Annotated in this window: 22 protein-coding genes; 19 read left to right on the top strand and 3 right to left on the bottom strand. The window is 43.8% G+C overall.

The annotated features are described in order from the left end of the window. Positions 1–54 precede the first annotated feature (54 nt). The 3 genes from NYE58_RS23260 to NYE58_RS23250 form a co-directional block, all read right to left on the bottom strand. Entirely contained in the window at positions 55–1740 is a 1686-nt protein-coding gene (locus NYE58_RS23260; RefSeq protein WP_076127158.1) for an ABC transporter substrate-binding protein, read from the bottom strand. Between the two features lie 105 nt (positions 1741–1845). Next, complete coding sequence (locus tag NYE58_RS23255; protein ID WP_076218728.1) at positions 1846–3456, bottom strand: response regulator transcription factor; 1611 nt, start codon at positions 3454–3456, stop codon at positions 1846–1848. A 4-nt stretch (positions 3457–3460) separates the two neighbouring features. After that, positions 3461–5272: a sensor histidine kinase gene (locus NYE58_RS23250; RefSeq protein WP_341003109.1), complete on the bottom strand. Its 1812-nt coding sequence runs from the start codon at positions 5270–5272 to the stop codon at positions 3461–3463. A 144-nt stretch (positions 5273–5416) separates the two neighbouring features. On the opposite strand from NYE58_RS23250, the gene NYE58_RS23245 reads away from it, so the two are divergent. The 19 genes from NYE58_RS23245 to NYE58_RS23155 all read left to right on the top strand — a co-directional run bounded on the left by NYE58_RS23245 (position 5417) and on the right by NYE58_RS23155 (position 26443). Continuing rightward, complete coding sequence (locus NYE58_RS23245) at positions 5417–6373, top strand: ABC transporter permease (RefSeq protein WP_036688682.1); 957 nt, start codon at positions 5417–5419, stop codon at positions 6371–6373. Positions 6374–6388: 15 nt separating this feature from the next. Beyond that, positions 6389–7261 (top strand): carbohydrate ABC transporter permease, encoded by an 873-nt coding sequence (locus tag NYE58_RS23240; RefSeq protein WP_036688680.1) that lies wholly within the window; start codon positions 6389–6391, stop codon positions 7259–7261. Between the two features lie 320 nt (positions 7262–7581). After that, complete coding sequence (locus NYE58_RS23235; protein WP_341003108.1) at positions 7582–8229, top strand: FusB/FusC family EF-G-binding protein; 648 nt, start codon at positions 7582–7584, stop codon at positions 8227–8229. Between the two features lie 250 nt (positions 8230–8479). Then, the gene (locus NYE58_RS23230; RefSeq protein ID WP_341003107.1) at positions 8480–9832 is read left to right on the top strand and encodes a sodium-dependent transporter; all 1353 of its coding nucleotides are present in this window, start codon (positions 8480–8482) and stop codon (positions 9830–9832) included. 261 nt (positions 9833–10093) lie between these two features. After that, positions 10094–10765 (top strand): GntR family transcriptional regulator, encoded by a 672-nt coding sequence (locus tag NYE58_RS23225; protein ID WP_052097124.1) that lies wholly within the window; start codon positions 10094–10096, stop codon positions 10763–10765. Between the two features lie 20 nt (positions 10766–10785). Continuing rightward, positions 10786–11946, top strand: a complete 1161-nt coding sequence (locus NYE58_RS23220; protein ID WP_341003106.1) for an amidohydrolase — start codon at positions 10786–10788, stop codon at positions 11944–11946. Between the two features lie 27 nt (positions 11947–11973). Further along, on the top strand, positions 11974–13017 hold the full coding sequence (locus NYE58_RS23215; protein ID WP_036688670.1) for a methionine ABC transporter ATP-binding protein: 1044 nt from the start codon (positions 11974–11976) through the stop codon (positions 13015–13017). After that, positions 12992–13651 carry a methionine ABC transporter permease gene (locus NYE58_RS23210; protein WP_036688669.1) on the top strand — a complete coding sequence of 220 codons (660 nt, stop codon included), beginning with the start codon at positions 12992–12994 and terminating at the stop codon, positions 13649–13651. Before NYE58_RS23215 ends, NYE58_RS23210 begins: the two co-directional genes overlap by 26 nt. Before the next feature lie 30 nt (positions 13652–13681). Next, positions 13682–14701 carry a uroporphyrinogen decarboxylase family protein gene (locus tag NYE58_RS23205; protein ID WP_076127146.1) on the top strand — a complete coding sequence of 340 codons (1020 nt, stop codon included), beginning with the start codon at positions 13682–13684 and terminating at the stop codon, positions 14699–14701. A gap of 11 nt (positions 14702–14712) precedes the next feature. Beyond that, positions 14713–15540 (top strand): MetQ/NlpA family ABC transporter substrate-binding protein, encoded by an 828-nt coding sequence (locus NYE58_RS23200; protein ID WP_076141012.1) that lies wholly within the window; start codon positions 14713–14715, stop codon positions 15538–15540. After that, the gene (gene proC / locus NYE58_RS23195) at positions 15525–16364 is read left to right on the top strand and encodes a pyrroline-5-carboxylate reductase (protein ID WP_341003105.1); all 840 of its coding nucleotides are present in this window, start codon (positions 15525–15527) and stop codon (positions 16362–16364) included. Before NYE58_RS23200 ends, proC begins: the two co-directional genes overlap by 16 nt. 2 nt (positions 16365–16366) lie before the next feature. Beyond that, the gene (locus NYE58_RS23190; RefSeq protein WP_341003104.1) at positions 16367–17131 is read left to right on the top strand and encodes a VOC family protein; all 765 of its coding nucleotides are present in this window, start codon (positions 16367–16369) and stop codon (positions 17129–17131) included. A 378-nt stretch (positions 17132–17509) separates the two neighbouring features. Next, the gene (locus tag NYE58_RS23185) at positions 17510–18154 is read left to right on the top strand and encodes a Type 1 glutamine amidotransferase-like domain-containing protein (RefSeq protein ID WP_076218734.1); all 645 of its coding nucleotides are present in this window, start codon (positions 17510–17512) and stop codon (positions 18152–18154) included. 316 nt (positions 18155–18470) lie between these two features. Then, positions 18471–19619 (top strand): DUF3626 domain-containing protein, encoded by a 1149-nt coding sequence (locus tag NYE58_RS23180; protein WP_076218735.1) that lies wholly within the window; start codon positions 18471–18473, stop codon positions 19617–19619. A 185-nt stretch (positions 19620–19804) separates the two neighbouring features. After that, on the top strand, positions 19805–22381 hold the full coding sequence (locus NYE58_RS23175) for a glycosyl hydrolase (RefSeq protein WP_076276178.1): 2577 nt from the start codon (positions 19805–19807) through the stop codon (positions 22379–22381). 53 nt (positions 22382–22434) lie between these two features. Then, the gene (locus NYE58_RS23170) at positions 22435–22626 is read left to right on the top strand and encodes a hypothetical protein (protein ID WP_143761879.1); all 192 of its coding nucleotides are present in this window, start codon (positions 22435–22437) and stop codon (positions 22624–22626) included. 159 nt (positions 22627–22785) lie between these two features. Next, a complete protein-coding gene (locus NYE58_RS23165) occupies positions 22786–23835 on the top strand; it encodes an ABC transporter substrate-binding protein (protein WP_076276179.1) in 1050 nt (349 codons plus the stop codon). Between the two features lies 1 nt (position 23836). Continuing rightward, entirely contained in the window at positions 23837–24613 is a 777-nt protein-coding gene (locus NYE58_RS23160; protein ID WP_341003101.1) for an IucA/IucC family C-terminal-domain containing protein, read from the top strand. 108 nt (positions 24614–24721) lie between these two features. Then, positions 24722–26443, top strand: coding sequence for an AraC family transcriptional regulator (locus tag NYE58_RS23155; RefSeq protein WP_341003099.1), 1722 nt, complete (start codon positions 24722–24724; stop codon positions 26441–26443). The last annotated feature ends 147 nt before the right edge of the window (positions 26444–26590 follow it).

Raw genomic sequence — 26590 nt, 5'->3', positions numbered from 1 at the left:
AAAATAAGCCGGAGCGAAAGGATCACGCTCTGGCTTGTTTTTATTTACTTTAGTCTATTTGGTGGATACAGACTTGAACCATTCGTTAACTTCTTTGGTGATTTGATCACCACCATTTGCTTTCCAGTTGGAAACAAAGGAGTCAAAGGCATCTACAGGAAGCTTACCGTAAATGATTTTGTTGAAGGTTTCCATTTCGGATTGACGAAGCAGATTCCATTTGGATACCATCGTTGGTGTCGCAGCGCCAGTGAAATAGTTCTGTCTACGAATGTCTATTTGTGACATAACAACTTTTGCAGCGGCCCAGTTTTCCGGTTTACGGAACTCAGCCATTTGTTTTTCATAAGGAGTTACAGGGGTTTCACCATCAGCAAGTTTAACCAATGTTTTCATAAACAGATCAGGAATACGAGCCGGTCCAGTTAAGAAAGGAAACTCATTGGAGAAGTCTTTAATCTTCTCTTTATCACTAGTAGGCTTTCCATCAATCATGTCCCAATCGTAGCCTTTAGCAAAGCCGTATTCAAATTCACTACCAGCTGCTGGATTAGCTAGGTTATCAAGCAAGTAGTTGTAGTATAAGAAAATTGCTTCAGGGTGCTTAGCATCTTTGTTAATCATGATACTAGCGTTTACCCCAGAGTTCTGCCATTTGGTACCGATGAGTCCGTCTGGACCTGCTGGAACCGGATAAGCTTTGATCTTCGCTCCAGGTACATTTTTCATAAGATCGGGAGCCGGCCAGTCTGGAACCCAGTTTGCTCCTGGTAGAATACCTGCGGCGCCTTTTGTCCAGCTTTCAGCAGATTTACCTTCATCCCAAAGTGCAGAGTCTGTGTGAATATAACCTTTGTCCATCCACTCACTAAGCTTAGCAAGGGCTTGTTTAGCACCAGGGTTAATGGAACCGTATTCCAGATTGCCGTCGGCATCTTTATTCCATTGTTCCTCAATCGTACCGTAAGCACCGAATAACCAGTCGAGTTGGCCCATCCAGGTGTTTGTATTATTTTTCAAAGAAATCGCAAGTGGGAAAACATCTTTAGGTGCTAGACCGTCAGGGTTTTCGTTCTTAAATTTGTCCATGATATTCTCAAGATCGGCGATTGTTTTTGGAGCCTGAAGGTTCAGCTTTTCCATCCAATCTTCACGTAACCAGAGAAGAGTATCGTCATTATCGGTATATTCAAGGATCGGCATATTGTATTTCTTACCGTCTTTTGTGAATGGATACCAAAGTTCTGGGTGTGCTGCAGCATGATCTTTTAGAATTTTATTAGCATATTTGTCGAACAACTCATCGATAGCAATGAACTGACCGGAATCAATCAGTTGATTGGTCAATACTGCATTGGTTGGTACAGAAACGAAGTCAGGCAGCTTTTCGCCAGAAGCAATGGCAAGCTGAAGCTTTTGTCTGTATTGATCGTCATTGGCAGGATACCAAGTATCTTTATGCTTCATGCCCAGTGTTTCCAGCATCCAGCGATCGTGAACATTGTTTTCTTTGGTATCACCTTGAACATATTTCTTCGGCATCAATACCGAACTGAACTCGATGGGTGGATCGTATTTACCTTTTTCAAAAGCAGCATCTGCTTCAGATAAACTAGTCTCAGACGATGTGGTATTGTTTTGTTTGGCGTTTTCATTATTTCCGCCGCCACTGCCACAGGCTGTGAGTGTGATAAGTGCTGTGACCGTTAACAACGACCACATTTTTTTGAACTTGATCATTCTTTAATTCCCCCTACTGTGTATGATCTTTACAAGTGTAACTTTAACAACTAGTCGGGGATGGCATCTATATGAGATTTTTAGTTTCGATAGGACTCTATCATGCTATTTATTATTGTCTCGATATTCCTGCGGCGTTACTCCGAACTGTCGTTTGAACACTTTTATAAAATAAGCAGGGTCCATATAGCCAATCTCCATGCTGATTTCATAGACTTTTTTAGAGGTAGTCTTCAGCTTATGGCAGGCGCGATCCATGCGCAGACGCGAGATATAATCGCTTATTCCTTCACCCGTTTCAATCTTATAAATTTTTGATAAATGAGTCGGATGGAGGTTTACATGGTCAGCCAGAACCCGTAATGAAACATCTAAATGCAGGTTTTTGTCTGTGAAATCTTGAATCTTTTTCACATATTCAGACCTGATGTCTTTAATTTCGTTAGACGTTCCTTCTTTCAATTTGCTCAGAATGCTGAGGGACCATTTTCTAAGTTTACCGATGGTCGAGAACGCTTCACCGCTTTGCAACCAACCGAGATCGTCTCCCGCTAAGTTAGCTAGAGTATGCCCATTTCGGTGTGCGAGATTCGTGAAGGATGCAGTGATTAAAAAACCGGCCTCCATGCAATGCTCCCACGATTCAGACCATTTCTCATCCAGCTCCGCGCAGACAGCGAGTAGTTTCTCTTCCGCAGCATCCCAATGCCCACTTTCAAGCAGGTGAATTAGTGTCGGTGGGGTGTAAAGGGCATCCAAAGGTCCTTGGGTAGTGGAAGGTTCAAATTCGCTGACCCGCATTACGAATTCGCGCTCGTCTCCCACGATCTGCCGGAAATAAGCTGTGGCCTGACGGAAACGGCTCGACACCTTCTCGGGAAACTGGAACCACTCGGTGATTACTATGGACAGGGAACCTTTCAGAAATTGCTTAACCTTATACTGAAGCTGTAAAGAAAGCTTTTCTAGGATGGTTTCTTTGCCGATGTCGGATCCTTTCTCTTTAAGCTGAAGCAGAAACACAAGATATCCATGTTCCTCTTTAACGCCCCAGACCTGCATGAATTCACCCATAATCTCTTCAGCCATATTGATGATGGCATATTCAATTAAGGTTTGATCATTATTGTTATAATGGCTAAATTCTTCTTCCATGCGTACAAGCATCAAAGCGCAATCGCCAGAATGGAAGGGCAAATCATAAGTTACGAGCTTCCGTTCCCATTCGCCAGCTTGAAATTGATGACCTTGCAAGGCATCAAGGAGCAGTTGACCACGTAAAAGCGGCAGATTTTCCCGAAGGGTAAACTGGGTTCGCTTAAGCGAACTGATAAGTTCCCATTCTGTGTTCAATTGCTCGATGGCAGTTTTGACTGCACCGATAATTTCATCATCGGTAGGTGGCTTAAGCAAGTAATCGACGGCATTATGCTGAAGTGCTTTTTTGGCGTAATCGAACTCCGAATGGCCTGATAAAATAATACATTTAATCTTTTTATCACGTTTTCTTATCCGCTCTATTAATTCAATTCCCGTCATTTCGGGCATTTGGATATCCGAGATCACAATATCAATAGGGTTGGTATCGATAATTTGTAGCGCTTCACGGGCCGAATACGCTTTATGCACCTGTTCAATGCCTAGCGTATGCCAGGGTTTAGTCATGGCAAGATTATCTACCCAGTGTGCTTCATCGTCTACTATAATCATTTGCATGTTGTTATTCTCCTTGATGATTCTTAAATTTAGAATATTCATCCTCCGTAGGGATTTCCCAGATAATCTCTGTTCGGAAACCTCCAAGAGGGGATGGTTTAAAGGTTAGACAGGATTGATTGCCGAACAGGTGCATGATCCGCTGATTCGTATTCCAGAGCCCGCAGCCCATTTCTTCCTGCAATGGCTCCTGCATTTTACGATTCAAAGCTTCCAGCTGCTCCGGATTCAAGCCAGGTCCGTCGTCATCAATGTAGATCTTGCAGAAGCCGTTCGAAATCTCACCACTAATGCTGATCTCACCCGATGAATACGATTTTGCCACTCCGTGAATGACTGAATTCTCCACAATAGGTTGTAGCATTAGACGTGGCACAGACTGGCTTAACATGTTCTCAGGGATTTCGATATAATAATCAATTCTGGCATTGCGCAGCTTTTGAATATCCAAATAGTTGACGAGCAGCTTGATTTCTTCATCCAGTGACGCGGTTTCCCGTTCCATTCGGGTAGTATAACGGTAGTAAGCACTTAAATTATAAGCCATGGAGACGACAGCGTCCTCATCCTTCATTTGGGCCATATTGATAATATAACCAAGGCAGTTATAGAGAAAATGCGGATTGATTTGCGCCTGCAGTTGCTTAAGTGTAGCTTCGCGGGCACGGATTTTCTCATTGAACACATTCTCTATCAGGTCTTGAATTTGATGGGACATATCATTAAAGCGATGGAATAGAAACGAAAACTCGTTCCGGCCTTCATTATGAAGACGTACAGAATAATCTCCACGCTGCACGCGCCGTAAGCCTTTAATTAGCTTTTTAATAGGATATTGAACATTTCTGTATAGTAATATGGAAGCGGAAATTCCCATAACAAACAGCAAAATCATCGAGATATAGAACAAATCCTGACTGAGCGAAATGGGTTTTAGAATTTGATATAGAGGGACAACATCTATTAAATTCCAATCCAAATAGGAGGACTTCACAGAGCTGACCAGGTAGTTCTTGCCATTGAGTTTGACTACATCCTGGGTAGTATTCTTAGGTGAGTGTTTATCCAGGTAACGAATGAGTTCTTCAGATAGCAGCTTGTCCGCACTGCGATTCAGAATTGGCGAGTTCCCTTTATGATAGAGAAAAGGATCACCTTGTCCACCTTCCTTGTACGTATCCAGCATGTTCTGAATATTCTCATAACTGAAGCTGGCCTCAATCACCAAGTTGCTTCCCGTCAACATCCCCGGCTGAGCTAAGGAATCTGTATAGAACCAGTAGAAGGATTTTAACTCGTCTTTAGATTCCAAGCTGTGATCGCCATACGTCCATTTTCCACTCATATTTCTTTTTAAGTAATCCTCATCATACCCAAATGCTCGATTGTAGTTGGAGATGACATCTTTATTTTGCTGTGAATGTACGGCATATCTGGCAGGCCAAATATCTGCAACCCCAGATTGAAGCACCATCTTTTCCTGAATGACATACCGGGTCTGCATCTGATCATATCGATCCGCCCAAATGTTTAATCCGTTGAAGGCTCTGACATTGGGATCTCTAGAAAGGATAAGGGTGAAGTCCATCATCTGATTAATACGCGAATCAATTTGACTGGACAGAAAAGTGAGCTGCTTCGTATTGGACACCTGCAGCTCTTTGCTTACAACATCGTATGTGACGTTATTTGAAAAGGTATACATGATAATGATGGGGATGAACAAGAGTATGATCAGGCAGTTTATTTTGGCAAACAAACTAAACCGGGATTGTGTTAATTCTCTCAGGGATGTAAAGCGCTTCCAAATATTCATAAATGTACCCTCCAGATGATGTCCTAATAAAACCATATCAAGCCTAACAATGTTATATAGTCAAACCTGAGAAACGCCTGATACTATTTATAGCAGAGATCCCCATCACACACAAAATATTTTTTTTGGGAACAGGAGAGAGCTATGGAGGCTAATTCAATACAGCAGGTAGGCCTGGAAAATAAACCAAGTATAAAAAGAAAAAGAAAAAAAGGCTATAAACAACCATGGGTGCTCCACTTCATGGTATTACCGGCGGCAATTATGGTTTTTATTTTTTCTTATATCCCCATGTCAGGAATACTCATGGCATTTCAGGATTATAAGCCTGCATTAGGATTTTTTGATTCCGAATGGGTCGGACTTAAGCATTTTAGGTACATGTGGGAGAACGATTATTTCCTGCAAATTACCTGGAACACACTGTTTTTTGCTTGCTCCAAAATTGTTTTGAACCTGATTATTCCTTTTATATTCGCCTTGTTGCTCAATGAGGTAAGGAATATGGGCCTTAAAAGATCGATTCAAACACTCGTCTATCTACCGCATTTCTTGTCATGGGTTACCCTTTCAGGAATTCTGATCGATATCCTAGCTCAAACAGGGATTGTGAATCAGTTTATTTCGTCCGTTTTCGGCATAAAACCGATCTTTTTTCTAGGGGACGGCAACTGGTTCCGATTTACCATCATAGCCAGTGATGTTTGGAAAGAATTTGGTTTCAACACGATCATTTTCCTAGCTGCGCTATCCGGCATTAATCCATCACTTTATGAAGCTGCTGAAGTGGATGGGGCAGGTCGCTGGAAGCAAACGATGTATATTACCATACCAGCACTTATTCCAATTGCTATTGTAATTGCGACCTTGGCACTGGGCAATGTATTGAACGCCAACTTTGACCAGGTATTTAACCTATATAGTCCTTTGATCTATCAACAAGGGGATATCATTGATACCTTTGTGTATAGAGAAGGTCTTCTCAGCGGACAATTCAGCTTTGCGACCGCAGTTAATCTTTTTAAATCAGCAATTAGTTTAATTCTAATCGTTATTTCATACCGACTTGCCTATAGATTTGCAGGGTACAGAATTTTCTAGAAAGGATGACAACAAATGTACCATAAAACCCTTCCATATCGAATATTTAGCATATTCAATAATGTGCTCCTAACTATCCTTTCGGTGCTCTGCTTGCTGCCATTGTATCACTTACTCATGGTATCTCTTAGTGCGTCCGCCCCAGCCAATGCTGGGTTGGTCACCTTTTGGCCAATTGGCTTCACTTTGGAGGCCTATGCAAAAACTTTTAACAATACTAATTTTCTTACATCCCTGTGGGTGTCGGTAGAGCGGACAATACTAGGAACAGCACTTGCACTGGTAGTAAATACGGTTGCAGCCTATGCTCTTTCTAAGGAAACTAGAGTTTTCCGGGCGCGTAATATCTATCTTTGGTATTTTGTCGTAACCATGTTGTTCAGTGGGGGTCTGATTCCGGGATATATCCTGATTCTAAAGCTCGGGCTGATGAATTCTTTGATGGCACTTATCTTACCTGGATTGGTAGCCGTATTTAACATCATTTTGCTGCTGAACTTCTTCCGTGGTGTACCTAAGGACCTTGAGGAAGCAGCCTTTATTGATGGAGCAGGACATTTTAAGACCTTTTTGAAAATATATTTACCAGTCTCCTTACCAGTCATTGCAACAGTTTCCCTATTCATGATGGTGGGCCATTGGAACTCTTACTTTGACGGTATAATCTATATCAGAGATTCGGATAAGCTGCCGCTGGCGACGTTTATGCAGACCATTATCGTTCAGGCAGATATGTCCAAGCTTGATCCGTCAGCTGTAGCTAACTTGTCTCAACGGACCATACGGGCTTCACAGATTTTCATAAGTGCGCTACCGATATTGTTAGTTTATCCATTCCTGCAACGTTATTTTGTGACAGGGATCGTAGTCGGCGCTGTAAAAGAATAGTCAAAAAAGAGGGAGTTACTGGACTAGTCCATGTAGCTCCCTTTTTTTTTGTAGGTATGGCATGCAAATAAGCATTCCCAGATGAATTGCGCCTTCTAAAATACGGTGCTATACTTTTGGCATGAAATATGCTCGGAGGTGGTACAGTGCTAATGTTGAAATGCCCATTAGCTAGAAGTTCCTCACGCAAAGCCTAATATAGGGCGATACTTTGCGTGAGGTGCGATGGATGGACTATATCGCCCAACTTAATTTTATCGTTTCTATAAATGGGCTTTGCACCTTATGAACTTTTAATATAAATAAGGGGCTGAAAAGCGATGTGTACACCATTTATTAGAAACCATCAATATAACTTAATTAAGAAACAAACGAAATTTGTTCTGCATACCCTGCGAACCGTTGCGGATCGTAGAGTCTTGGAGACTGTAAGATATAGTGCTGCTACGAACATTATTGAGGCATTTCCTTCTCTTACGGAGAATCACAAGCAGTTGCTGGAACAAATATCGACCTTCGAAACTGCAGAAGATTTCCAGAGATATCTTAGTGAATTAGAACCATACCTAGAGTCATATCCGACGATTACGCTGAAGCAGATTCAGAAGCTATTCCCTAAGAATAAGAAACTGAAAGTACCTGATCTACAACTCATCGACTATCGCAACATAACGTATTTGAGTTGGATAGATATTGCCAGTAATAAATTATTCATTATCTATCCGTACGAAGGACAGTTCATTGGTATTGAGGGTAGAATCACACCAACGCACAAAAAAGGGTACTGCATGTTCTGCAATCGGCATCAAGAGCTTGCATTCTTTTATGTTAAGACCAAGAATGTGAACGTTTCGCCGGATAATATTTCTGCTGTGGGTCAATACGTATGTCTGGATAATCTGGAATGTAATCGGAGCATAACCGATACAGCTAAGCTTGAGAGGTTCATTCTCTCTGTCCGCAAATAATGTTTAGAAAAGGCTCCCTTAGTGGGAGCCTTTTTCGTTAAAAATATTGTCAGGATATAGACAATCCGTTTCATTGAAGCAATGGGGCACGACATTAGTGGATATAATGAGATTCAAGGGCCGAATGAATAATATAAGCGTTTACAAACAGAAAATTCGAGTGGTTATAAAAATAGTCAGAAAATTTCCATATGACGTGCTTTGTTACTTAAGCTATAATGAGGTCTAAAAAAGAAAACGGGGCGTTATAATGAATCAAATGAAGGGTAACAAAAATCTTCTCTCGGAGAAGGAGGAACGCTTCTCTTCCGCGGGCTTTATTTTTGCCGCCATCGGCAGCTCGGTTGGGCTAGGGAATATGTGGAAGTTTCCTTATATTACAGGAGAAAATGGGGGGGCAGCTTTTTTCCTGCTTTTCATCGTCTGTTTAGTGCTGATAGGGTTACCGGTGCTGTTGGCAGAACTGGCTATCGGACGCAGCGGGCGTGGTAGCGCGGCGACCTCTTTTATGCGGGCTGGAGGCGGGAAGAGTTGGTTTGCAGCTGGAATGTTGCAGGTACTTGCGCCGTTTCTAATTCTCTCCTTTTATATTATTGTTGCTGGCTGGACGCTGAACTATTCGATGATTGCTTTTAATGGACAACTATTCAGCACTACTGATTATGCAGGCGAATTCAATTCGTTTGTCTCCGGATATATGCCGATCGTTTGGCAGGGGATAGCCATTCTGATTACGGCGGGTGTAGTCATCCTTGGCGTATCAGGCGGGATTGAGAAATTTAACAAAGTATTAATTCCTGGTATGGTCGTACTCCTTGTAGTGTTAATGATTCGCGCAGTAACCTTACCGGGTGCATCCGCAGGGGTATCTTTTTTCCTAAAACCGGACTTTTCAGTGTTGACAGCGGAATCTGCGCTAGTTGCATTGGGACATGCCTTCTTTTCATTATCGCTCGGGATGGGGATTCTCCTGACTTACGGATCTTATGTTGATAAAAAACAATCGCTGGGTACCGCTGCCATCGCAATCGGTGCAGGAGATTTGTTATACGCGTTTATCGCAGGCTTGATTATTTTTCCGACGACGTTCTCATTTGGTATTGCTCCTGATCAGGGCCCTTCGCTGATTTTTATCGCTTTGCCAGCCGCTTTCTCGGCTATGCCTTTTGGTGCGCTCTTCGGCGGTTTGTTCTTTATCTTGCTGGCGATTGCTGCTCTAACCTCAGCTGTATCGCTGCTTGAAGTGCCTGTATCCTTCACAATGGAGCGCTGTAATTGGAGCCGGAAACGTTCGGTTTGGATTTTGACGCTGATCTGTTTCCTACTTAGTATTCCTTTAGCGATGTCACTGGGGATGTTCCCGGAGCTAACGATTGGTGGCAAATCTCTATTTGATGGGCTGGATTTTATCACCTCTAACATTATGCTGCCGCTTGGAGGTCTGCTGATTACCATCTTCGCCGGTTATTTCTGGAAAGGTGCAGCGGAAGCCGCTGGACTACAGGCGCGCTGGTTCCGTGTTTGGCTGTTTATGCTCCGTTATGTGGCGCCGATCCTAGTGTTCCTAGTGCTGCTCCATACCTCGGGGATTATTTCCTTCTAATTCTGAAATTTATTTATCCAAAAATAGCTCTACACCCCCTGAGGGTTGTAGGGTTTTTTTGTGTTGAAAAGAGGGGATTAAATTGATTTTTAATTCCTACTTGACTAGGTGGAATAATTGGAATATAGTATAAAAAAGCTTGAACGGTATGGAAGGGAATGTAACTAACCAATCCATTCTTAACTAATAATTGTATACAATTATACAAATATATTATTGGGATTCGGACCCCACAGATTATCGATGAGGAGCAGTATAGAAATGGCGATACGATCACGAAGGTTATCAAAGGATAATACCTACTATGAATTAAAACAAAAAATTATTGATAGCGAGTTTGAACCGAATCAACCTGTAAATGAAGAAAATTTGGCGGCCTTGCTCGGGGTCAGCCGCACACCTCTAAGAGAGGCGATACAGAGACTGGAGAACGAGGATTTTCTGGTTCGACAGCCAAATGGAAGACTGCGGGTAGCTTCAGTAACCCTTAAAGAGGTTGAAGAAATATTTCTTATTCGCAGCATGCTTGAAGGCTATATTGCAAGAAGTGCAGCTAAGCATGCCACAGAGAAAGATATTGTGAATTTAACGACGATGATTACAAAAATGAAACACTCGTTCCAGCTTGGTGATAATCAGAATTTTGTTACATATGGATTTGAGTTCCATGATTATTTGTCAGAAATCAGCGAACTAAAAACCTTCGAGAAGGTTCTGAATCAATTAAGAGATCATTCGCTTCGTTATTGTCGATTCGTCTCTATGCATGGGGATTGGAACACACAAGCGGATGAAGAACATGATCTTATTTTACAAATGATCGCTGCTAAAAATGAAGATGGTGCTGAAAAAGCCATGCAAGATCATATTTTAAGCAGTCTATCGACTGCGCTTGATCGCATCAAAGGGATTGAAGAAAAGCTGGAAGCATAACGAAAGGGGAGACATCACCTATGAAACCACTAAATGAGGTTGAGCAAGCTTTAGCTAATCAATTAATAGAGGTTCGCAGAAACCTGCATCGTGAGCCTGAATTAGCGTATGAAGAGTTTAAAACCACAACAAAATTACGGGAATGGCTGACCCAAGCCAATATTCACATCCTTGACTTACCTTTACAAACCGGACTCATCGCAGAGATCGGGCAGGGTCAGGGACCCATAGTGGCCATTCGTTGTGATATTGATGCACTTCCCATAGAGGAACAAACTGAATTGTCCTTTGCCTCAGAGATCCCAGGAAAGATGCATGCCTGTGGTCACGATTTTCACACGGCTACTATTTTAGGTGCTGCATTATTATTAAAGGATCGTGAAAATGAACTACCTGGAAAGGTTAGAGTATTGTTTCAACCCGCGGAAGAAACAGGGCATGGGGCGGAAAGCGTCTTAGCCTCGGGAGGACTCCAGGATGTGGCGGCTATATTTGGTCTCCATAATTCACCTGACTTGCCTACGGGAGCTTTTGGAACAAGAACAGGAGCTTTAACAGCCGGTGTTGACCGGTTTGAAATTACAATAAAAGGTGTCGGCGCTCATGCTGCTTATCCTGAAAAAGGTGTGGATACGATTGTAACTGCGGCTCAGATCATTACCGCACTACAAACCATCGTAAGTCGCCAAAACAGCACCACGGAACCAGTAGTGTTAAGTATTACCCGAATTAATGGAGGCTTCACATGGAATGTATTGCCGGAAAAAGTCGAATTAGAAGGTACAGTAAGAACTTACAATGAAGAGATTCGCCGCAATATTCCAATACAAATGACTCGTCTTATCGAAGGGATTGCTGCGGGAGCTGGGGCAGAGGCCCAGTTACACTGGTATCCAGGTCCACCCGCAACGATAAATCATGGGGAATGGGCGGACTTTACCAAAGAGATCGCCTCAGATTTCGGCTATGAAGTACATGATATTCCTCCACAGATGGGTGGAGAAGATTTCTCTTTTTATTTACAACAGATACCGGGTGCTTTTGTGAATATAGGATCGGGTCCAACCTATCCCTTACATCACCCTCGTTTCGATGTTGATGAAGCTGCGATATTGCCAGCTGCTAAGTACTTCGCTTTATTGGCAGAACAAGCGCTGGTGAAGCTGCAAGAGGAAGCTTAATCCTAAAGATGATTGAGGGGAATGGAAATGATTGAATTAAAGAATGTTTACAAATCGTTCACTCGGAAAGGGACCACTATTGATGCTCTTAAAGGAATCGATTTAAAGGTCGAAAAAGGCGATATATTCGGGGTTATCGGCTATAGCGGTGCTGGGAAAAGTACATTAATTCGTTTAGTCAATTATTTGGAAAGACCCACCAAAGGACAAGTTATGGTCGCTGGACGTGATTTGGGAACATACAACGATAAAGAGTTGCGTACCGCTAAGAAAAATATCGGAATGATTTTTCAACATTTTAATCTACTAGAATCAAAAAAAGTATTTGATAATGTGGCGATCCCTCTAGTTCTCCTAAAAAAGAATAAAAATGAAATCCGCCAGCGGGTAATGGAGCTGCTAGAGTTTGTTGGATTAAGTGACAAAGCGGGGAGTTACCCGAGTGAGCTATCAGGTGGTCAGAAGCAACGTGTCGGGATTGCCAGAGCGCTTGCCTCTAATCCGTCTATCCTTTTATGTGACGAAGCGACCTCTGCCTTAGATCCACAGACCACACATTCTATCTTACAGCTATTAAAAAAAATCAATGCTGAATACAACATTACCGTGATGATCATTACACATGAAATGTCCGTGATTCAAGAGATTTGTAACAAGGTAGCGGTCATGGAAGAAGGCCGGATTATTGAGCAAGGAAGTGTTCTGGATGTATTCGGAAGTCCAAAACATCTGACCACGCAAAATTTCGTGAAGACGGTTATTCAAAATAGCATGACCTCTAGCGTGCGGAAATCTATCAAAACAGAACCCGGAAGTCAGCTGTACAAGCTTAATTTTGTGGGAGCAAGTGCCTCTGAGCCTATCCTGTTTGAAATGATTCGCTCCTGCGATATAAAGGTCAATATTTTATTTGCGAATACGACGGAGATTCAAGAAACAACACTGGGAACAGTGATCATTCAATTCGATGGTGAGGCAGCAGAGATTAACAATGCATTATCTTTCTTAACAAGAAATGGAGTCGGTGTAGAGGAGGTAGAATCTAATGTTTTCGACCACAGTAACAGGTGATCAATTTCTGCAGGCGATTATAGAAACAATTCAAATGGTAGGGTTCTCCTTGTTTGTTGGTTCCCTGATTGGGATTCCATTTGGGATATTGCTTGTCATCACTCGTCCGGGTGGGGTTTTGGAGAACAAAGCGCTTTACGCCGTACTAAATCCAATTATCAACATCATTCGCTCATTGCCTTTTATTATTTTACTGGTTGCGATTGTGCCTTTCACACGATTGATTGTTCATACTTCAATTGGGACAAGCGCAGCGATCGTACCCTTGATTATCTATATCGCACCTTATATAGGGCGGTTGGTAGAGAACTCACTGCTTGAAGTGAATCCGGGAATCCTTGAAGCCGCTGAGGCGATGGGAGCCACTCCTTTTCAAGTCATTTGGTACTTTTTATTGCCAGAGGCGGTTGGATCCTTAATCCTGTCTCTTACAACAGCGACGATTGGTCTGATAGGTGCAACTGCAATGGCTGGAACGGTAGGGGGAGGCGGCGTGGGAGACTTGGCGATCGTATATGGATACCAACGCTTTGACACTGTTGTCGTAGTAGCCACCGTGATTATCCTGATTATTTTAGTGCAAGGTATTCAATCTTTAGGCAACACGCTAGCAAGAAAAATTCGCCGTTACTAGTTACTACATATTCTGGGAGGGACTCGACAGATGAGTGAATGGAGTAAGCAAGATCGTTTTAAAGCATTATTATCTGGAGAACGGGCGGATCGTCCAATCGGAAGTGGTTGGCGCCATTTTATCGACAAAGAACAAACTGCAGATGATTTAGCAGAAACTACGATTTCTTTTACGAAAAAATATGATTGGGATTGGGTCAAGATTAATCCAAGAGCGACTTATCTGGCGGAAGCTTGGGGGAATCAATACGATTTTACGGATTATCAGACCGTATTTCCGAGACAGCAAACGACGGCTATTCCAACAGCGGCTAGTCTGTGGGATATCGACGTCAAAAAGGCAGTCCAGTCAGCCCCTTTGGCAGAGCATTTAGATGCGGTTAGAAAAATTCGTCAAGGGTTACCAGACACCCCGCTAATCCAAACTGTATTTTCACCATTAACAGTATTGCTATTTATTGTAGGGCGTTCTGCTTACGTTACTAAAACGGTGTTTGGTATTGAGCACCCGGTAACTTTGGAATCCTTGTTTAAAGAACATCGAGCGGCAGCACATCATGCGCTACATGCGATTTCCTTAACCTTAGCCGATTATGTACAAGAGTTACAGCAAGCGGGTTCTGACGGTTTGTTCTACGCAGTGACGGGCACAGCTCACCCAGGATTATTTGATGAAGCTATGTTTGACGAACTGTCCAGACCTTATGATTCTATTGTGTTAGAAGCAGCAAGCTATGGAAAAAACATTCTTCATACTTGTGGAGCCTACGCCCAGCCTGAGAAGTTCAACGATTATCGGATTGACGGGATCAGTTGGGATACGATAGCCGAGGGGAATCCAGGGTTAGAGGCAAATCTCAAAGCTACTAAAGTGGGTGGAGTCGATCATGGGTTGTTTGCGGTAAACGATATTGCCCAAATCAAGCAGCAGGCTGAAGATGCATTAAAGTTAATGAAAGACCAGCCGTTTATTCTATCTCCAAATTGCGCAATCCCACTCAATGTGACGGATGAGGCGTTGGCACAATTTAAAAAATCTATATTGGAATAGGGGAAGTAAGCATGAAAAAGTTAATGTTAGTGATGATGATAGGTGTTCTTGCAGTGTTGACGGCTTGTGGCAATAAAGAGGCAGGGGATTCTGGAGATAAGAAAAAGCTTACCGTTGGATTTGGTGTCGGAACCTATGAGGAACAATTCCGCCAATCGATTCTACCGATTCTAGAGAAACAAGGGTATTCCGTTGACATTAAAACCTTTTCGCAAAACATGCAGGTCAATCCAGCAATGAAGGAAGGCTCCATTGACGCAAGCATATTCCAAAGTACAGCTTATATGGAGGCCATTAACGAAGAAATCAATGCAGATATGGTCGGAATTGCTTATGTTCCAGGTGCTCCACAAGGTCTTTATTCTGTAAATCATACCACGCTAGACGATGTTAAAGACGGTACAACCGTAGCTGTTCCGAACGATCCGGTAAACCAAGAGCGTGCACTGCGTATTCTGGAAGAATTGGGTTGGGTCAAAATTAAAGAAGGGGCAGGCGTAGCGGATTTTAATATTAATAGTATGGAACCGGATAAATATAATATTGATATTAAAATATTGGACCCCGCTCAAATCCTTGTCTCCCTTCAAGATGTTGATTATGGCGTTGTAAATGGTAATTATATTGCTAATTCGGACAGAAAGATTACGGATGCTTTGAAAATAGAAAACACACCTATGGAACACAGAATTATCGTATCGGTTAATAAAAAGGATGAAAATTCTCAGTGGGCTAAAGATTTGAAAGCTGCTTATGAATCCAAAGAGTTTGAAGAATATATTCTTGGATTAGAAAAATATGATGGTTTCATTCTACCTGAAGCTTGGGACAACAATTAATTAAGGAAGTGAACGGAGTGACCAAAGAAAAGATTCATTTTATTGGTGGCGGACAGATGGCGGAAGCGATCATCCGCGCATGTATAGCGAATAACACCTTGTCTGTAAATCAAATTAGTGTATCGGATATTAATGAAACGCGTCTGCAGTTTTTGAATACCAAATACGGTGTAGATACGGAGAATTCGCAAGAGCATAACCTGTCTACAGCAGATGTGATTGTAGTGGCAGTTCGCCCACAGGATGATTTAACTACACTTGGTCAAAACGTACAACAATTCGCTACAGCTTCTGCCGCAATCGTATCGATTGTGGCGGGTGTGACAAATGATCAATTAGCTGGGTATTTTGGAGTTGAACGGTCCATTATCCGGGTTATCCCCAATACTTTAACCGATACAGGATATGGCTATAGTGGTGTAGCGTTAAATGCTTATGCAACTCGTGATCAAGTGGAGCATTTCTTACTCGGCTTTGGAAAAGTACAATATCTGGATGAGGCGTTAATGGATGTTTTCACTGGATTTGGTGTGGCGGGTCCTAACTATATCTATTATTTCATTGAATCTCTCGTGGATGCAGGTGTACTTGCCGGACTGCCGCGTGAGCAAGCCTGGAAGGTTGCACTGGAGAATATGATGGGCTCGGTAGCAATGCTGCAACAGACAGGGCTGCATCCACGACAGCTGCTGGATATTAATAATTCACCTGGCGGTGTCGGCATGCATGGCTTGTACGAATTAAACAACAGTGATTTCGCAGCGGGTCTGCAAAGAAGTGTTCTGGCAGCCGTAAAACGTACTACTGAGCTGGGAGTGAAGTAATCATGGCAACGATGAAATGGGATCACTTAGTTCACTATGTCAATGATTTGGCCAAACCGGTTGAGATCTTTGGAGCTCATGGATTGGTTGCTTTTAAGGGAGGCTCTCATGAAGATTGGGGAACCTATAATGCCTTAAGTTACTTTGGGCTAACCTATCTCGAGTTTCTGGGCATTGAGAATCTTGAGCTGGCAAAGGCAACTGAACATAATTTAGTGGTGAAAGATGCAGTAAAACTTCTACCAGAACATGAAGTTCTAAGTAGAGTAGTCATCCGGACGGATGATATTGAAGAAGTAGCGGCTTCCCTGAAAGCAGCAGGCTTATCATTATCTCCAATTATCGATGGTAAGCGTCTAGATAACGAGGGAAGATTAATAGAGTGGCGGATGATGACCATTGCTGGTGACTTTGGGGGACTGGTCTATCCGTTCATCATTCAATGGAGCGGAACGGATACAGAGCGAGTGGAAAGATTAACATCATCTGGAGTCATTAAACCTCATCCTGCGGGAGAAGTCGAAATCGTCCGTGCTGTATTTCATGTCTCCGATCCTGAAGCTGCAGCCAACCATTGGGGAACCATATTCGGACTGCCTGTTACGAAGTCAGAGGATGATACCTTCAGCCTTAAGATTGGCGATAGATCATTTGCTTTCGTGCAAGGAGACGAGAACCAATTCAAGCAGGTGGTTTTTGAAACGGATTCGTTAGAGCTGAAAGGGAAGACGATTTCGATTGGTGATGGGGAGTATGTTTTCGTTTAAGGGACTAGTATCTTTATAACTTTAGAAATAAAGACTTACTTGAAGGGATCGATACCTCGAGTAAGTCTTTTTGCTGTTCTTCGAAGGAGCTAGTGAGGCTGGGATTTTTTTGTTTTAATCAATTTGTAAGATTTATTGAATTCCATTATATGGTACGATATCCATGGTATAAATGGAGGTGAAGATAATCGGTGCAGGACAAAAATACGTGGCCCATTTCCTCACCGGATAAGCTTAATGTGGATCAAGCGCAGATAGAAAACCTTGATTATGCTTCTAAATTTATATTACTATAGATATTTTTTCTCGCTTGGCACTATGGATTTTGATAAACATAATGGATAAATTTAAATATTACATATGGAGGTAAAATTACGGATGAAAACTCACTATTACTTAGATTGGTTTTATGATAAGGGTTTTTCTGAGAAGCTAGTCAATGTGTTGCATGAGGATATAACAGACAGAAAATCGCTGGTTATGATTAGCGCTGAATCGTCTGATTTTAGTGATGAACAAGTTAATATTGATAGTGTTTTTGAAAGGACATGGTTTAATCAGGCTAACATTTATTTTGATGAATATCATTTCATTGATGACCGCACGCAGAAGGAAGATGCCCAGCGATTAATTCAAAACGCCTCTGTCGTTTTTTTATGTGGTGGAACCGTTCGGGACCAAAAGCACCTTTTGACGGAATATGAATTATCGGATTTGATTAAAAAAAGCAATGCTGTTGTAATGGGAACAAGTGCCGGTGGGATGAACATGTCTGATGAATATGTGGATGAATGCACTGTTTGTGAAGGTATGGCTCTTAATCACTTTTCTTTTGAAGCTCATTTTGATCATGATAACACCGCGATGATTGAGGAGCGTTTCCCTTTATCGAATAAAATGGATATTTATGTGGCGGCAGACAAAGATGGTGCTGTACGTGTGAAGGGCAGCAAAATCGACATTATAGGCAATGTATATTTAATTTCCCACTCAAAGATTCAGAAATTGGCTGAGACGCTCTAATTATGGTTGAGTGGTTGTGACACTGACGGTTAACTGAATGGTATTTGTTTTGAGTCCCTATTTGACAGCACCTTACGAGCAAATCCAAATCGAGTTGATTACTCCTGCGAAAAAGGAAGATTACGCATAACGCCCATACAATGTTCAAGCCATCAACATTCGATTTTGAATTTATATCATTCGAGATCCATGTAAAGTTATCGGAATCTGCGATGGTAAGGATATGAAGTTTTAAGTGAAGAAGCGTTTGATACAGTGAGAGGAGAAATCAAGTCTCTTTTCTTTTGTACTGGGTCTAGAAAGGAGTGAATAAGCAATGGAGTGGAAAGGCGATGCAAATGCCAATAAAAAAAGAGAGTCTCAGTTCACTGAGGAACTATCGGAGTCACAATTATCGGCTTTAGAATATGTTACGAATTACGCGCAAATCCGAAAAAGTGAAGCAGTTCAGACCATCCATGAAATTCTTCAAATGTCTAATGTGGATCGGGAAGAGTTTGAAGATGCTGTGGTCAAAATAAAGTCACATGCGAAGATTGCTCTACATTTCCATCCAGATCGACTAGATCCGGTAAAGAAAAGTGTTGCAGAGGCGCTATTGGAGCAAGGCGTGTACAAGAGCCAATTTGAGACCTTGTTATCCAGTGGTAGTGTATCAGCCTATTCTGGTGGTCCACGTGATTTGTGGGAGGAAAGACTATTTGGAGGGGCATACCAACAAGAGGGTGTTTCGAATAGCGAACGCCCTAAATATGGCGCTCTTGATTTGATGCGTCATTCGGATGGGCCAGCTCCGCGCTTTGGCTCCTGCTATTTCCTCCTATCCCCTGAGGTTTCTTATCGCAGTACATACACCTATATGGATTCGCATCAAAACCCTGTACAGAAAGGAACATTTGCAGAATTTGATGATATGATGGCGGCATTACTAGAGGAGATTTTCTTAAGAGATTCCGCTCTAGGGGAAAAAGATCTTCGATCACAAAAATTAGTTGACCATCTTCGGGTCAACCTCACAATGCCGTTTTCAGACTCTTCAAAATGTGAAGCTAAACGTAATCTTAACCACTATATTGAAGCGCAAGTTCATGGAAACATCCGTCTTAAGGAAGATGTGGAAATCTTAGTAGCCGATCCTTCATTCAAGGGCACTCCAACAGGGCAAATCCTGGAGCAAATATGTTTACAGTATGCCATCCAACTCTATTGGCACATGGGATTCGCGATGTGGGTAGACGAAGTGCCTTCAGATTTTAGAGGGCCTACGATGCCCTCTTTGGCTAAGCGTATTGCTCATCACGGTTATATTGATGCGAGCATGATTGGATCTGCTGCTATGCACTTAAAGCATGATCCTGCAGCTTGGCGTGACCGAGGAACCGAAAAAGAAGTACTTCAAGAATTAAAACTCTTATGGCATGTTTTGGTACGGTACGGAAAGCCGCTCCGAAACTTTAAGTTGTAAGAAGCCAATGTTATTTAACTCCTCCTAATAAATATTGGTGGGAGTTTTTTTGCATGTGGAAATTTTCTCGATTTGGTAGATTTACAAAATATGGAATATATGCTATCTTATCTATGAAAGCGCATCCAAGAGATGGTATATTGAACTTTTATTTACCATATTTAACATAGGGAGGAAAGGCGGAAATGAAAAATTTGCTCAAGAAGGCAATCACAATGATGCTGGCATTTACTCTGCTACTTGGATTGATGACAGCGCCGCCCGTTCATGCAGACAACGCACTTTTCACAATTGAAAGCGAAAACGCTCAGCTCACCTCCGATCTTCAAGTGACTACCCAAATTTACGGACAGCCCAAACCCGGATACTCTGGAAGCGGATTTGTCTGGATGCAGAATTCCGGTACAATTTCCTTCACAGTGACTGTCCCAGAAACCGGCATGTATACGATCTCTACACGTTATATGCAGGAGCTCAGTGCTGACGGAAGGCTTCAATCTTTAGCCGTTAACGGCGTTACGAAGGGTTCGTATATGCTGCCCTATAAGACCACATGGTCGAATTTCGATTTTGGCTATCACAAGCTGAATCAAGGCAGCAACACTATTCAACTGAAGGCCGGCTGGGGTTTCGCTTATTTTGATACCTTCACTGTGGATTATGCCGATCTTGATCCCCTGGATGTGCAACCTGTCCTCAGCGATACTCAAGCGACTCCGGAAACTCAGCTTCTGATGAATTATTTAACGGAGGTTTACGGCAATCATATGATCTCCGGCCAGCAGGAGATTTACGGAGGCGGAAATGACGGCAATTCCGAGCTGGAGTTTGATTGGATTCACAATTTAACGGGAAAGTATCCGGCGATCCGCGGATTTGATCTGATGAACTACAATCCGCTTTACGGCTGGGAGGATGGTACGACCGCCCGGATGATCGATTGGGTGAATAACCGGGGCGGGATCGCGACAAACAGCTGGCATATCACTGTACCCCGAGATTTCACCGCCTATCAGCTCGGGGAATTTGTAGATTGGAAGAAAGCCACCTACAAGCCGACAGAAACCAATTTTAATACAGCTAATGCGGTAGTTCCAGGTACGAAAGAATACCAATATGTACAACTGGCCATTGGGGATTTGGCGGAGCAACTGCAGATTCTGCAAAATAACAATGTGCCGGTTATCTTCAGACCCTTCCATGAGGCGGAGGGCAACGGTGGATTGAATGGAGAAGGTGCATGGTTCTGGTGGGCTTCGGCAGGCTCGGAGGTGTACAAGCAGTTGTGGGACCTGCTCTATACTGAACTTACAGAAACGTACGGTCTGCACAATTTGATCTGGACCTACAACAGCTATGTGTACAGCACTTCTCCCGCATGGTATCCCGGCGATGATCAGGTGGATATTGTAGGTTATGATAAATACAACACGATCTATAACCGCTATGACGGTTTGTCTGGTGTCCCCAATGAGGACGCGATTACCTCGATTTTCTATCAGCTTGTTGATTTAACCGGCGGTACGAAAATGGTAGCCATGACGGAGAACGACACCGTTCCAAGCGTTCAGAATCTGACAGAGGAAAAATCGGGCTGGCTCTATTTCTTACCGTGGTATGGTGAGCATCTCATGAGTTCCGCCTTTAATTATCCGGCTACCTTAACAACGCTGTACCAAAGCAATTATGTAATCACGCTCGATGAGCTGCCTGATTTGAAGGTTAACAATCCAATTCCAAGTGCGTCTATCACACCTGCAAACGTCGAATTTGATAAAAATGCCTCCAATCAGAATGACAAAGCCATCACCGTGAATTCAAACGGCAATACGTTAACCGCTCTCCGGACAGGCGCCAATGCATTGACAGCGACTCAGGATTATACCTTGAGTGGAAATACGCTGCTGCTCAAAAAAGCATTTCTGGCGACACTGCCGGTTGGCGAGCATTCGATCATCTTTGATTTTAATAAAGGACAAGATCCCGTATTAAAAGTGAAAATTGTCGATTCCACGCCAAGCGCATCCATTGCGCCCGTGAGCGCTGCATTTGATAAAGCGGCGAATCTAGCCCAGGATATTTCCGTAGCCCTTACCTTAAATGGACACCAGCTTGCAAGTATCACAAATGGAAATTCCACACTTTTAGCGAGTCAGGATTATACGGCATCAAGCGCTGCTGTTGTTCTGAAAAAATCCTATCTTTCCACGCTGCCGCTGGGACAGAATACCCTAACCTTTCATTTTAATGGAGGAAATAATGCTGTTCTTACAGTGAACGTAGCGGATAGCAGTGTTCCAGTACCCACTGGAGATTTGACGGTCCAAGCTTTTAATGGCAACACAAGTGCCTCCACCAACGGGATTTCACCCAAAATCAAAGTAGTCAATACCGGTGATTCAGCGATTCAACTAAGTGATGTGAAGGTCCGGTATTACTATACGATTGATGGCGAGAAAGATCAGAGTTTCTGGATCGACTGGGCCAGCATCGGAAATGCGAATGTAACCGGCAATTTCGTTAAGCTGGCGACTCCTGTTGCCAGTGCAGATTATGTTTTGGAAATTGGTTTCACGAGTTCGGCTGGAATACTTAATCCAGGTCAGAGCGCAGAAATTCAAACCCGTTTCTCCAAAACCGACTGGTCCAATTACAACCAGGCTAATGATTATTCGTTCAAGGCATCCAGCAGTCAGTTCATAAATAATGAACAGGTCACCGGGTATATGAATGGTCAGCTTGTGTGGGGGATTGAGCCGTAAGCTTTTAATGAAAAAAGGTATCTTTGTGTAATACAAAGATACCTTTTTTCATTTTGGGAAGAAGCAGGGAGTGCAATGGGAGAACCATTTCTGAAGTAGCCAGATTGCTCGATGATCAGTTTCTGGAGAAGGAAAAGCTTGAATTGAGCGAGATTACCATCGACTGTGTTGGCGTAATTGCAGAACTGGAGCAAAGAAATTATGTTGAAATTAGGGAATTGGGTGCTTGTGAGGAATTTTTGTAGCCAGCCGCGGTTCTCCTGAGTCGTTCCTATGGTGTGCAATGTCGCATTAATCCGGCTGCAATGTCGCAAAAGTACATGGAAATAGAGTATGAAGATAGATTATAATCGCTTTATTGATCTGATAATGAAAATCATTATCATACATAAGGGGGAGTCAGCATGAAAAGAACAAAGAAGAGGCAAGCAACCGGTAGAAAGGTAGATGCTGCCCAAAAAGCAGGACTATTAATGATATGGATGATGGCACTGGTACTTGTGCTAACGGCTTGCGGTACTGGAGGTGGAGCAAATGCGGGCACTGCCGCACTGCCATCTGCTTCAGCCGAGCCGTCACCTACATCTGAGACACAGGCTCAGACTGCAGCCTTCCCGGTTACCATCTCGCATATGAAGGGTGAATATACGCTGACTGAGAAGCCGAAGGTCATCGCCGCGCTTGATGTGAAATTCGTCGATCAATTGTTAGCGATAGGCGAGCATCCGGCAGGCAGCGTTGTGGCTGGAGCGAAAGATGCAAAGTTTCCAGAATATTTAAGTGAACAATTGGGTGATGTGAAGGTCCTGGGCACACGCGATGAGCCCAATCTTGAAGCTATTGTAGCGATGAATCCGGATCTTATATTGATGACCGACTTTCAGGAGCAGGTGTATGACAGCGTCAGTAAAATAGCGCCCACAATAGTACTCGACTTCTATGAAGATTGGCGGGATACATCGGCTACCATCGGTATGATAACGGGCAAGCAGGCGGAGGCGAAGGTAGTGCGTCAAGCCTACGAGGACAAAATCGCCGGACTGCGGGAGCAGCTGTCGGCGAAGCTGGGCGACGAAACGGTAGCTCTAATTCGCCCAAGACCGGAAGGTATTCGCGTACATGGTCCCGAACATCGGACCGGAAGCATTCTTTATGAGGATTTGGGATTGAATATCCCTGCATTCGTTCAGGAGATCAAAGATGATACCTCCGTTGAAATTTCGATGGAGACCATCGCTGATATCGGAGCAGATCACTATTTCCTGTTATCGGATGAATTGTTTGCCAAAGAGGCAGAGGCAATGGCGAACAGTCCGGTCTGGAAATCTCATGATGCCGTTAAAAATAACCGCGTATACAATGTGAATTCAACGTTATGGATCGCTTATTATGGGCCAATTGCCCTCAACATTATTGTAGATCAAACCGCGGAAGCGCTGTTGGGATCGCATTAAAATGGACAACTATCTGTCGTCTGCCACCTGGAAGCAAATGGCGGAGGAATACCGTCTGTGGGTAGGTGAACCGCCTGAAGGCAACGTTCGGACAATTGCCCTTAGCCAGTTGCACGAAGAAGCTGCATGCCGCGAGTATGTAAGCTGGCTTAAGGGTTATATCGGTGCGCCTGATCTGCAGGTTGCCGCTTCCATGCTGGCCAAGCGGATCGGTTATCTGTGGATCGCGCCGATGCTGACCGCTATGACCCTTCATAACCGGGAAGTCTCCATCCCGCTGGAGAACTGCTTCCTCTATCATCCGGCTTCCCCAGCTTTTAAAGGGGATACGCGTTTTCCTTTCCTTGCGCTGAACGGGCTTCGAGCGACGGCGGCACCGGAAGACAGGGAAGCGTGGCGAGAAGAGATCGTAGAGGAAATTTTCGCGGTACGTCTTGCGCCGCTGCTGCATACGCTTGCTGCAATTGGTCCCGTCTCCATGGCAGTACTTTGGGAGAATATTATGGTACGTATTGCTCCGCTGTATTCTCCTGGAACAGGTGAATTAGGGCAAGAAAGGCAACGAATACAAGCAGATTTTTCCTTCCTGACCCGGATAGCTCCCGGACAATTGTTCGGCGCAAGACGCAATCCATTTACCCGGTTCACAGAGAACAATGACCTAGCTCCGGTTGCAAAAAAGAAACGTATCACCTGCTGTTTTTATTACAGGATGTCGGCGGAATATTGCGGGAAATGTCCGAAAATTGACAATGAGAATGAATCTCAATTAAAATGACAACAGCAACGCACTCACTTATGTTGCGGACGCGCTTTCACTAAAGTATGTAATCCTATTCGAGTGCGCCCGTTTAACAGAGGATGCTATTGTCAGGAGATGAGAGAAATGCCGCTGAAAGAACAGGCAAGTTTATGGAGTGATACAACGATCAAGATGCTTGATGTGCGCAGCGGTACTTTGCCACCCGGCGGCGTTATGAGCGAAACCGGATTAACAGCCAATGTGTTGCTGCTGGCAGGCGGCGGGGAAGGTAGGCTTGTGATGAATGGCGAAATTTGCCATATCCAGGCCTATTTCGCTTGTCACGCAGTCAAGGGATCAGCATTTACTTTGACTGCTGGATCAGAAACCATTCATTATACCGTTATTATGTACAAGGCTTTTCCAATGTTGGGGGCTGCCCATGTTCTGTTTCCGCAGCGCAATCACCCGTTACGCACTTCATTTGTTCACCGTCCTGTGCTCCTGGCTGAACTGCATCAGACTGCGGAACAAATCGAAGCCAAATGGAGCCGGGGCGAAGGGCTGGAGCGTTTCCATGCGAATGCGCTACTGCAAGGAATGCTTTACGAGCTTATTATGGAGTATGAATGTGGTCAGAAAGGCACAGAGGCGGATATGGTGGATGTTGTCGCTGCCTATATAGCGGGGCATTATCGTCAGGAGCTGGAGCTTAAGGAGCTGGCAGCGTTTGCCGGATGCAGTACAAGACAGTTACAGCGGCGATTCAAACAGGAGAAGTTACTAGGACCGATGGAATATGTAATCCAGCTGCGGATGGAGAGTGCCGAGCGGATGTTGCGTCATACGGATGCTCCCATCGGCTTAATTGCAGAAAAAACGGGCTATCGCGACATGTATTACTTTAGCAGGGCATTTAAGAAATATCACGGAGTTCCCCCGCAGATCTACAGGCGCACTGCTGCTTCAGGGTTCGGTGCTCTCTTAGCATATTCTGGGCTACCGGATCGCCTGGCCTCATCGTACCAGTCGCTGCAAGGCCCGGTAATTTGTCATATGCGAGGCGAATATTGCGTCACCGCTTCTCCGAGGCGTATCGCCGTACTCGACGTTCAATATGCAGACCATTTGCTTGCGCTTGGGATATCTCCGGCAGGGAGTGTAGGAACGGGTAGTGCAGCGTTAAAATTCCCCCAATATATCAGGGAAAGGCTTAAGACAACCGAAATGCTCGGAACTTATGAGTACCCGGACCTGCAAGCTGTTGAACGGCTGCGGCCGGATTTGATTGTTTGTACTGAGGTGCATGCCCAGCATTATGAACGGTTAAGCCGGATTGCTCCAACCCTAATGTTTCAACGGAATGAGAGCTGGCAGACGATTCTGGGCCTGTTCGGTGAATTGACGGACAAGCGGACAGAGGTGGAGCGTATTATTGCGGATTACCTGCGCCGAACAGCATTGCTGTCTGAGCAGCTTGCAACGGCGCTGGCGGGTCAGAGCGTGGCCTTGATCCGTCCGCGTGAGTCGCTGGTACGGGTGCATACTGCCTCCCATCGCACAGGTGCCGTGCTGTACCGGGATCTTGGTCTGCCAGCTCCTCTATTTGTTGCAGACACTTCCGACACGGCTTATCATATTACAGTTGATAGACTGCCGGCTGTGCATGCCAGCCATTATTTTTTACTTAGTAACGAGATGATGCAGGAGGGGATATCTGCGACAGAGCAAAGCGTCCGAGGGATGTTGGATTCCGATGAGCGGCCGTATATATACCCGGTAGATGCCGCTACATGGATCGGCTGCTACGGACCGACAGGTATCAATTACATTGTGGATCAGGTAGCCCGTACCTTGCTGGCCTGAGCGGTATCTAAGAGCAACCGCTAATTTCAGGCTATTTTTAGCCTAAACGTGAACAGCTCCTGTGATTATCACAGGAGCTTGTTTGTGCTGCGGATTATTTTTTGTTGGGATAGCATTTAGAATTATCTGTCTGACCTAAAATAAAGT

Origin of the sequence: Paenibacillus sp. FSL L8-0708 (assembly GCF_038009325.1) — a bacterium.
Classification (GTDB): Bacteria; Bacillota; Bacilli; order Paenibacillales; family Paenibacillaceae; genus Paenibacillus_AQ; species Paenibacillus_AQ odorifer.
Note: the sequence above shows the minus strand (reverse complement) of the source record. Positions and strands in the feature narration are given on the sequence as shown.

Excerpts from the sequence above, each read along its gene's own strand:
- NYE58_RS23200 (WP_076141012.1), top strand. The coding sequence starts at position 14,713 with ATGAAAAAGTTAATGTTAGTGATGATGATAGGTGTTCTTGCAGTGTTG.
- NYE58_RS23165 (WP_076276179.1), top strand. The coding sequence starts at position 22,786 with ATGAAAAGAACAAAGAAGAGGCAAGCAACCGGTAGAAAGGTAGATGCT.
- NYE58_RS23155 (WP_341003099.1), top strand. The coding sequence starts at position 24,722 with ATGCCGCTGAAAGAACAGGCAAGTTTATGGAGTGATACAACGATCAAG.
- NYE58_RS23260 (WP_076127158.1), bottom strand. The coding sequence starts at position 1,740 with ATGATCAAGTTCAAAAAAATGTGGTCGTTGTTAACGGTCACAGCACTT.
- NYE58_RS23185 (WP_076218734.1), top strand. The coding sequence starts at position 17,510 with ATGAAAACTCACTATTACTTAGATTGGTTTTATGATAAGGGTTTTTCT.
- NYE58_RS23180 (WP_076218735.1), top strand. The coding sequence starts at position 18,471 with ATGGAGTGGAAAGGCGATGCAAATGCCAATAAAAAAAGAGAGTCTCAG.
- NYE58_RS23190 (WP_341003104.1), top strand. The coding sequence starts at position 16,367 with ATGGCAACGATGAAATGGGATCACTTAGTTCACTATGTCAATGATTTG.
- NYE58_RS23220 (WP_341003106.1), top strand. The coding sequence starts at position 10,786 with ATGAAACCACTAAATGAGGTTGAGCAAGCTTTAGCTAATCAATTAATA.
- NYE58_RS23255 (WP_076218728.1), bottom strand. The coding sequence starts at position 3,456 with ATGCAAATGATTATAGTAGACGATGAAGCACACTGGGTAGATAATCTT.
- NYE58_RS23250 (WP_341003109.1), bottom strand. The coding sequence starts at position 5,272 with ATGAATATTTGGAAGCGCTTTACATCCCTGAGAGAATTAACACAATCC.
- NYE58_RS23160 (WP_341003101.1), top strand. The coding sequence starts at position 23,837 with ATGGACAACTATCTGTCGTCTGCCACCTGGAAGCAAATGGCGGAGGAA.
- NYE58_RS23175 (WP_076276178.1), top strand. The coding sequence starts at position 19,805 with ATGAAAAATTTGCTCAAGAAGGCAATCACAATGATGCTGGCATTTACT.
- NYE58_RS23205 (WP_076127146.1), top strand. The coding sequence starts at position 13,682 with ATGAGTGAATGGAGTAAGCAAGATCGTTTTAAAGCATTATTATCTGGA.
- NYE58_RS23230 (WP_341003107.1), top strand. The coding sequence starts at position 8,480 with ATGAATCAAATGAAGGGTAACAAAAATCTTCTCTCGGAGAAGGAGGAA.
- NYE58_RS23245 (WP_036688682.1), top strand. The coding sequence starts at position 5,417 with ATGGAGGCTAATTCAATACAGCAGGTAGGCCTGGAAAATAAACCAAGT.
- NYE58_RS23225 (WP_052097124.1), top strand. The coding sequence starts at position 10,094 with ATGGCGATACGATCACGAAGGTTATCAAAGGATAATACCTACTATGAA.
- NYE58_RS23235 (WP_341003108.1), top strand. The coding sequence starts at position 7,582 with ATGTGTACACCATTTATTAGAAACCATCAATATAACTTAATTAAGAAA.
- NYE58_RS23210 (WP_036688669.1), top strand. The coding sequence starts at position 12,992 with ATGTTTTCGACCACAGTAACAGGTGATCAATTTCTGCAGGCGATTATA.
- NYE58_RS23240 (WP_036688680.1), top strand. The coding sequence starts at position 6,389 with ATGTACCATAAAACCCTTCCATATCGAATATTTAGCATATTCAATAAT.
- NYE58_RS23215 (WP_036688670.1), top strand. The coding sequence starts at position 11,974 with ATGATTGAATTAAAGAATGTTTACAAATCGTTCACTCGGAAAGGGACC.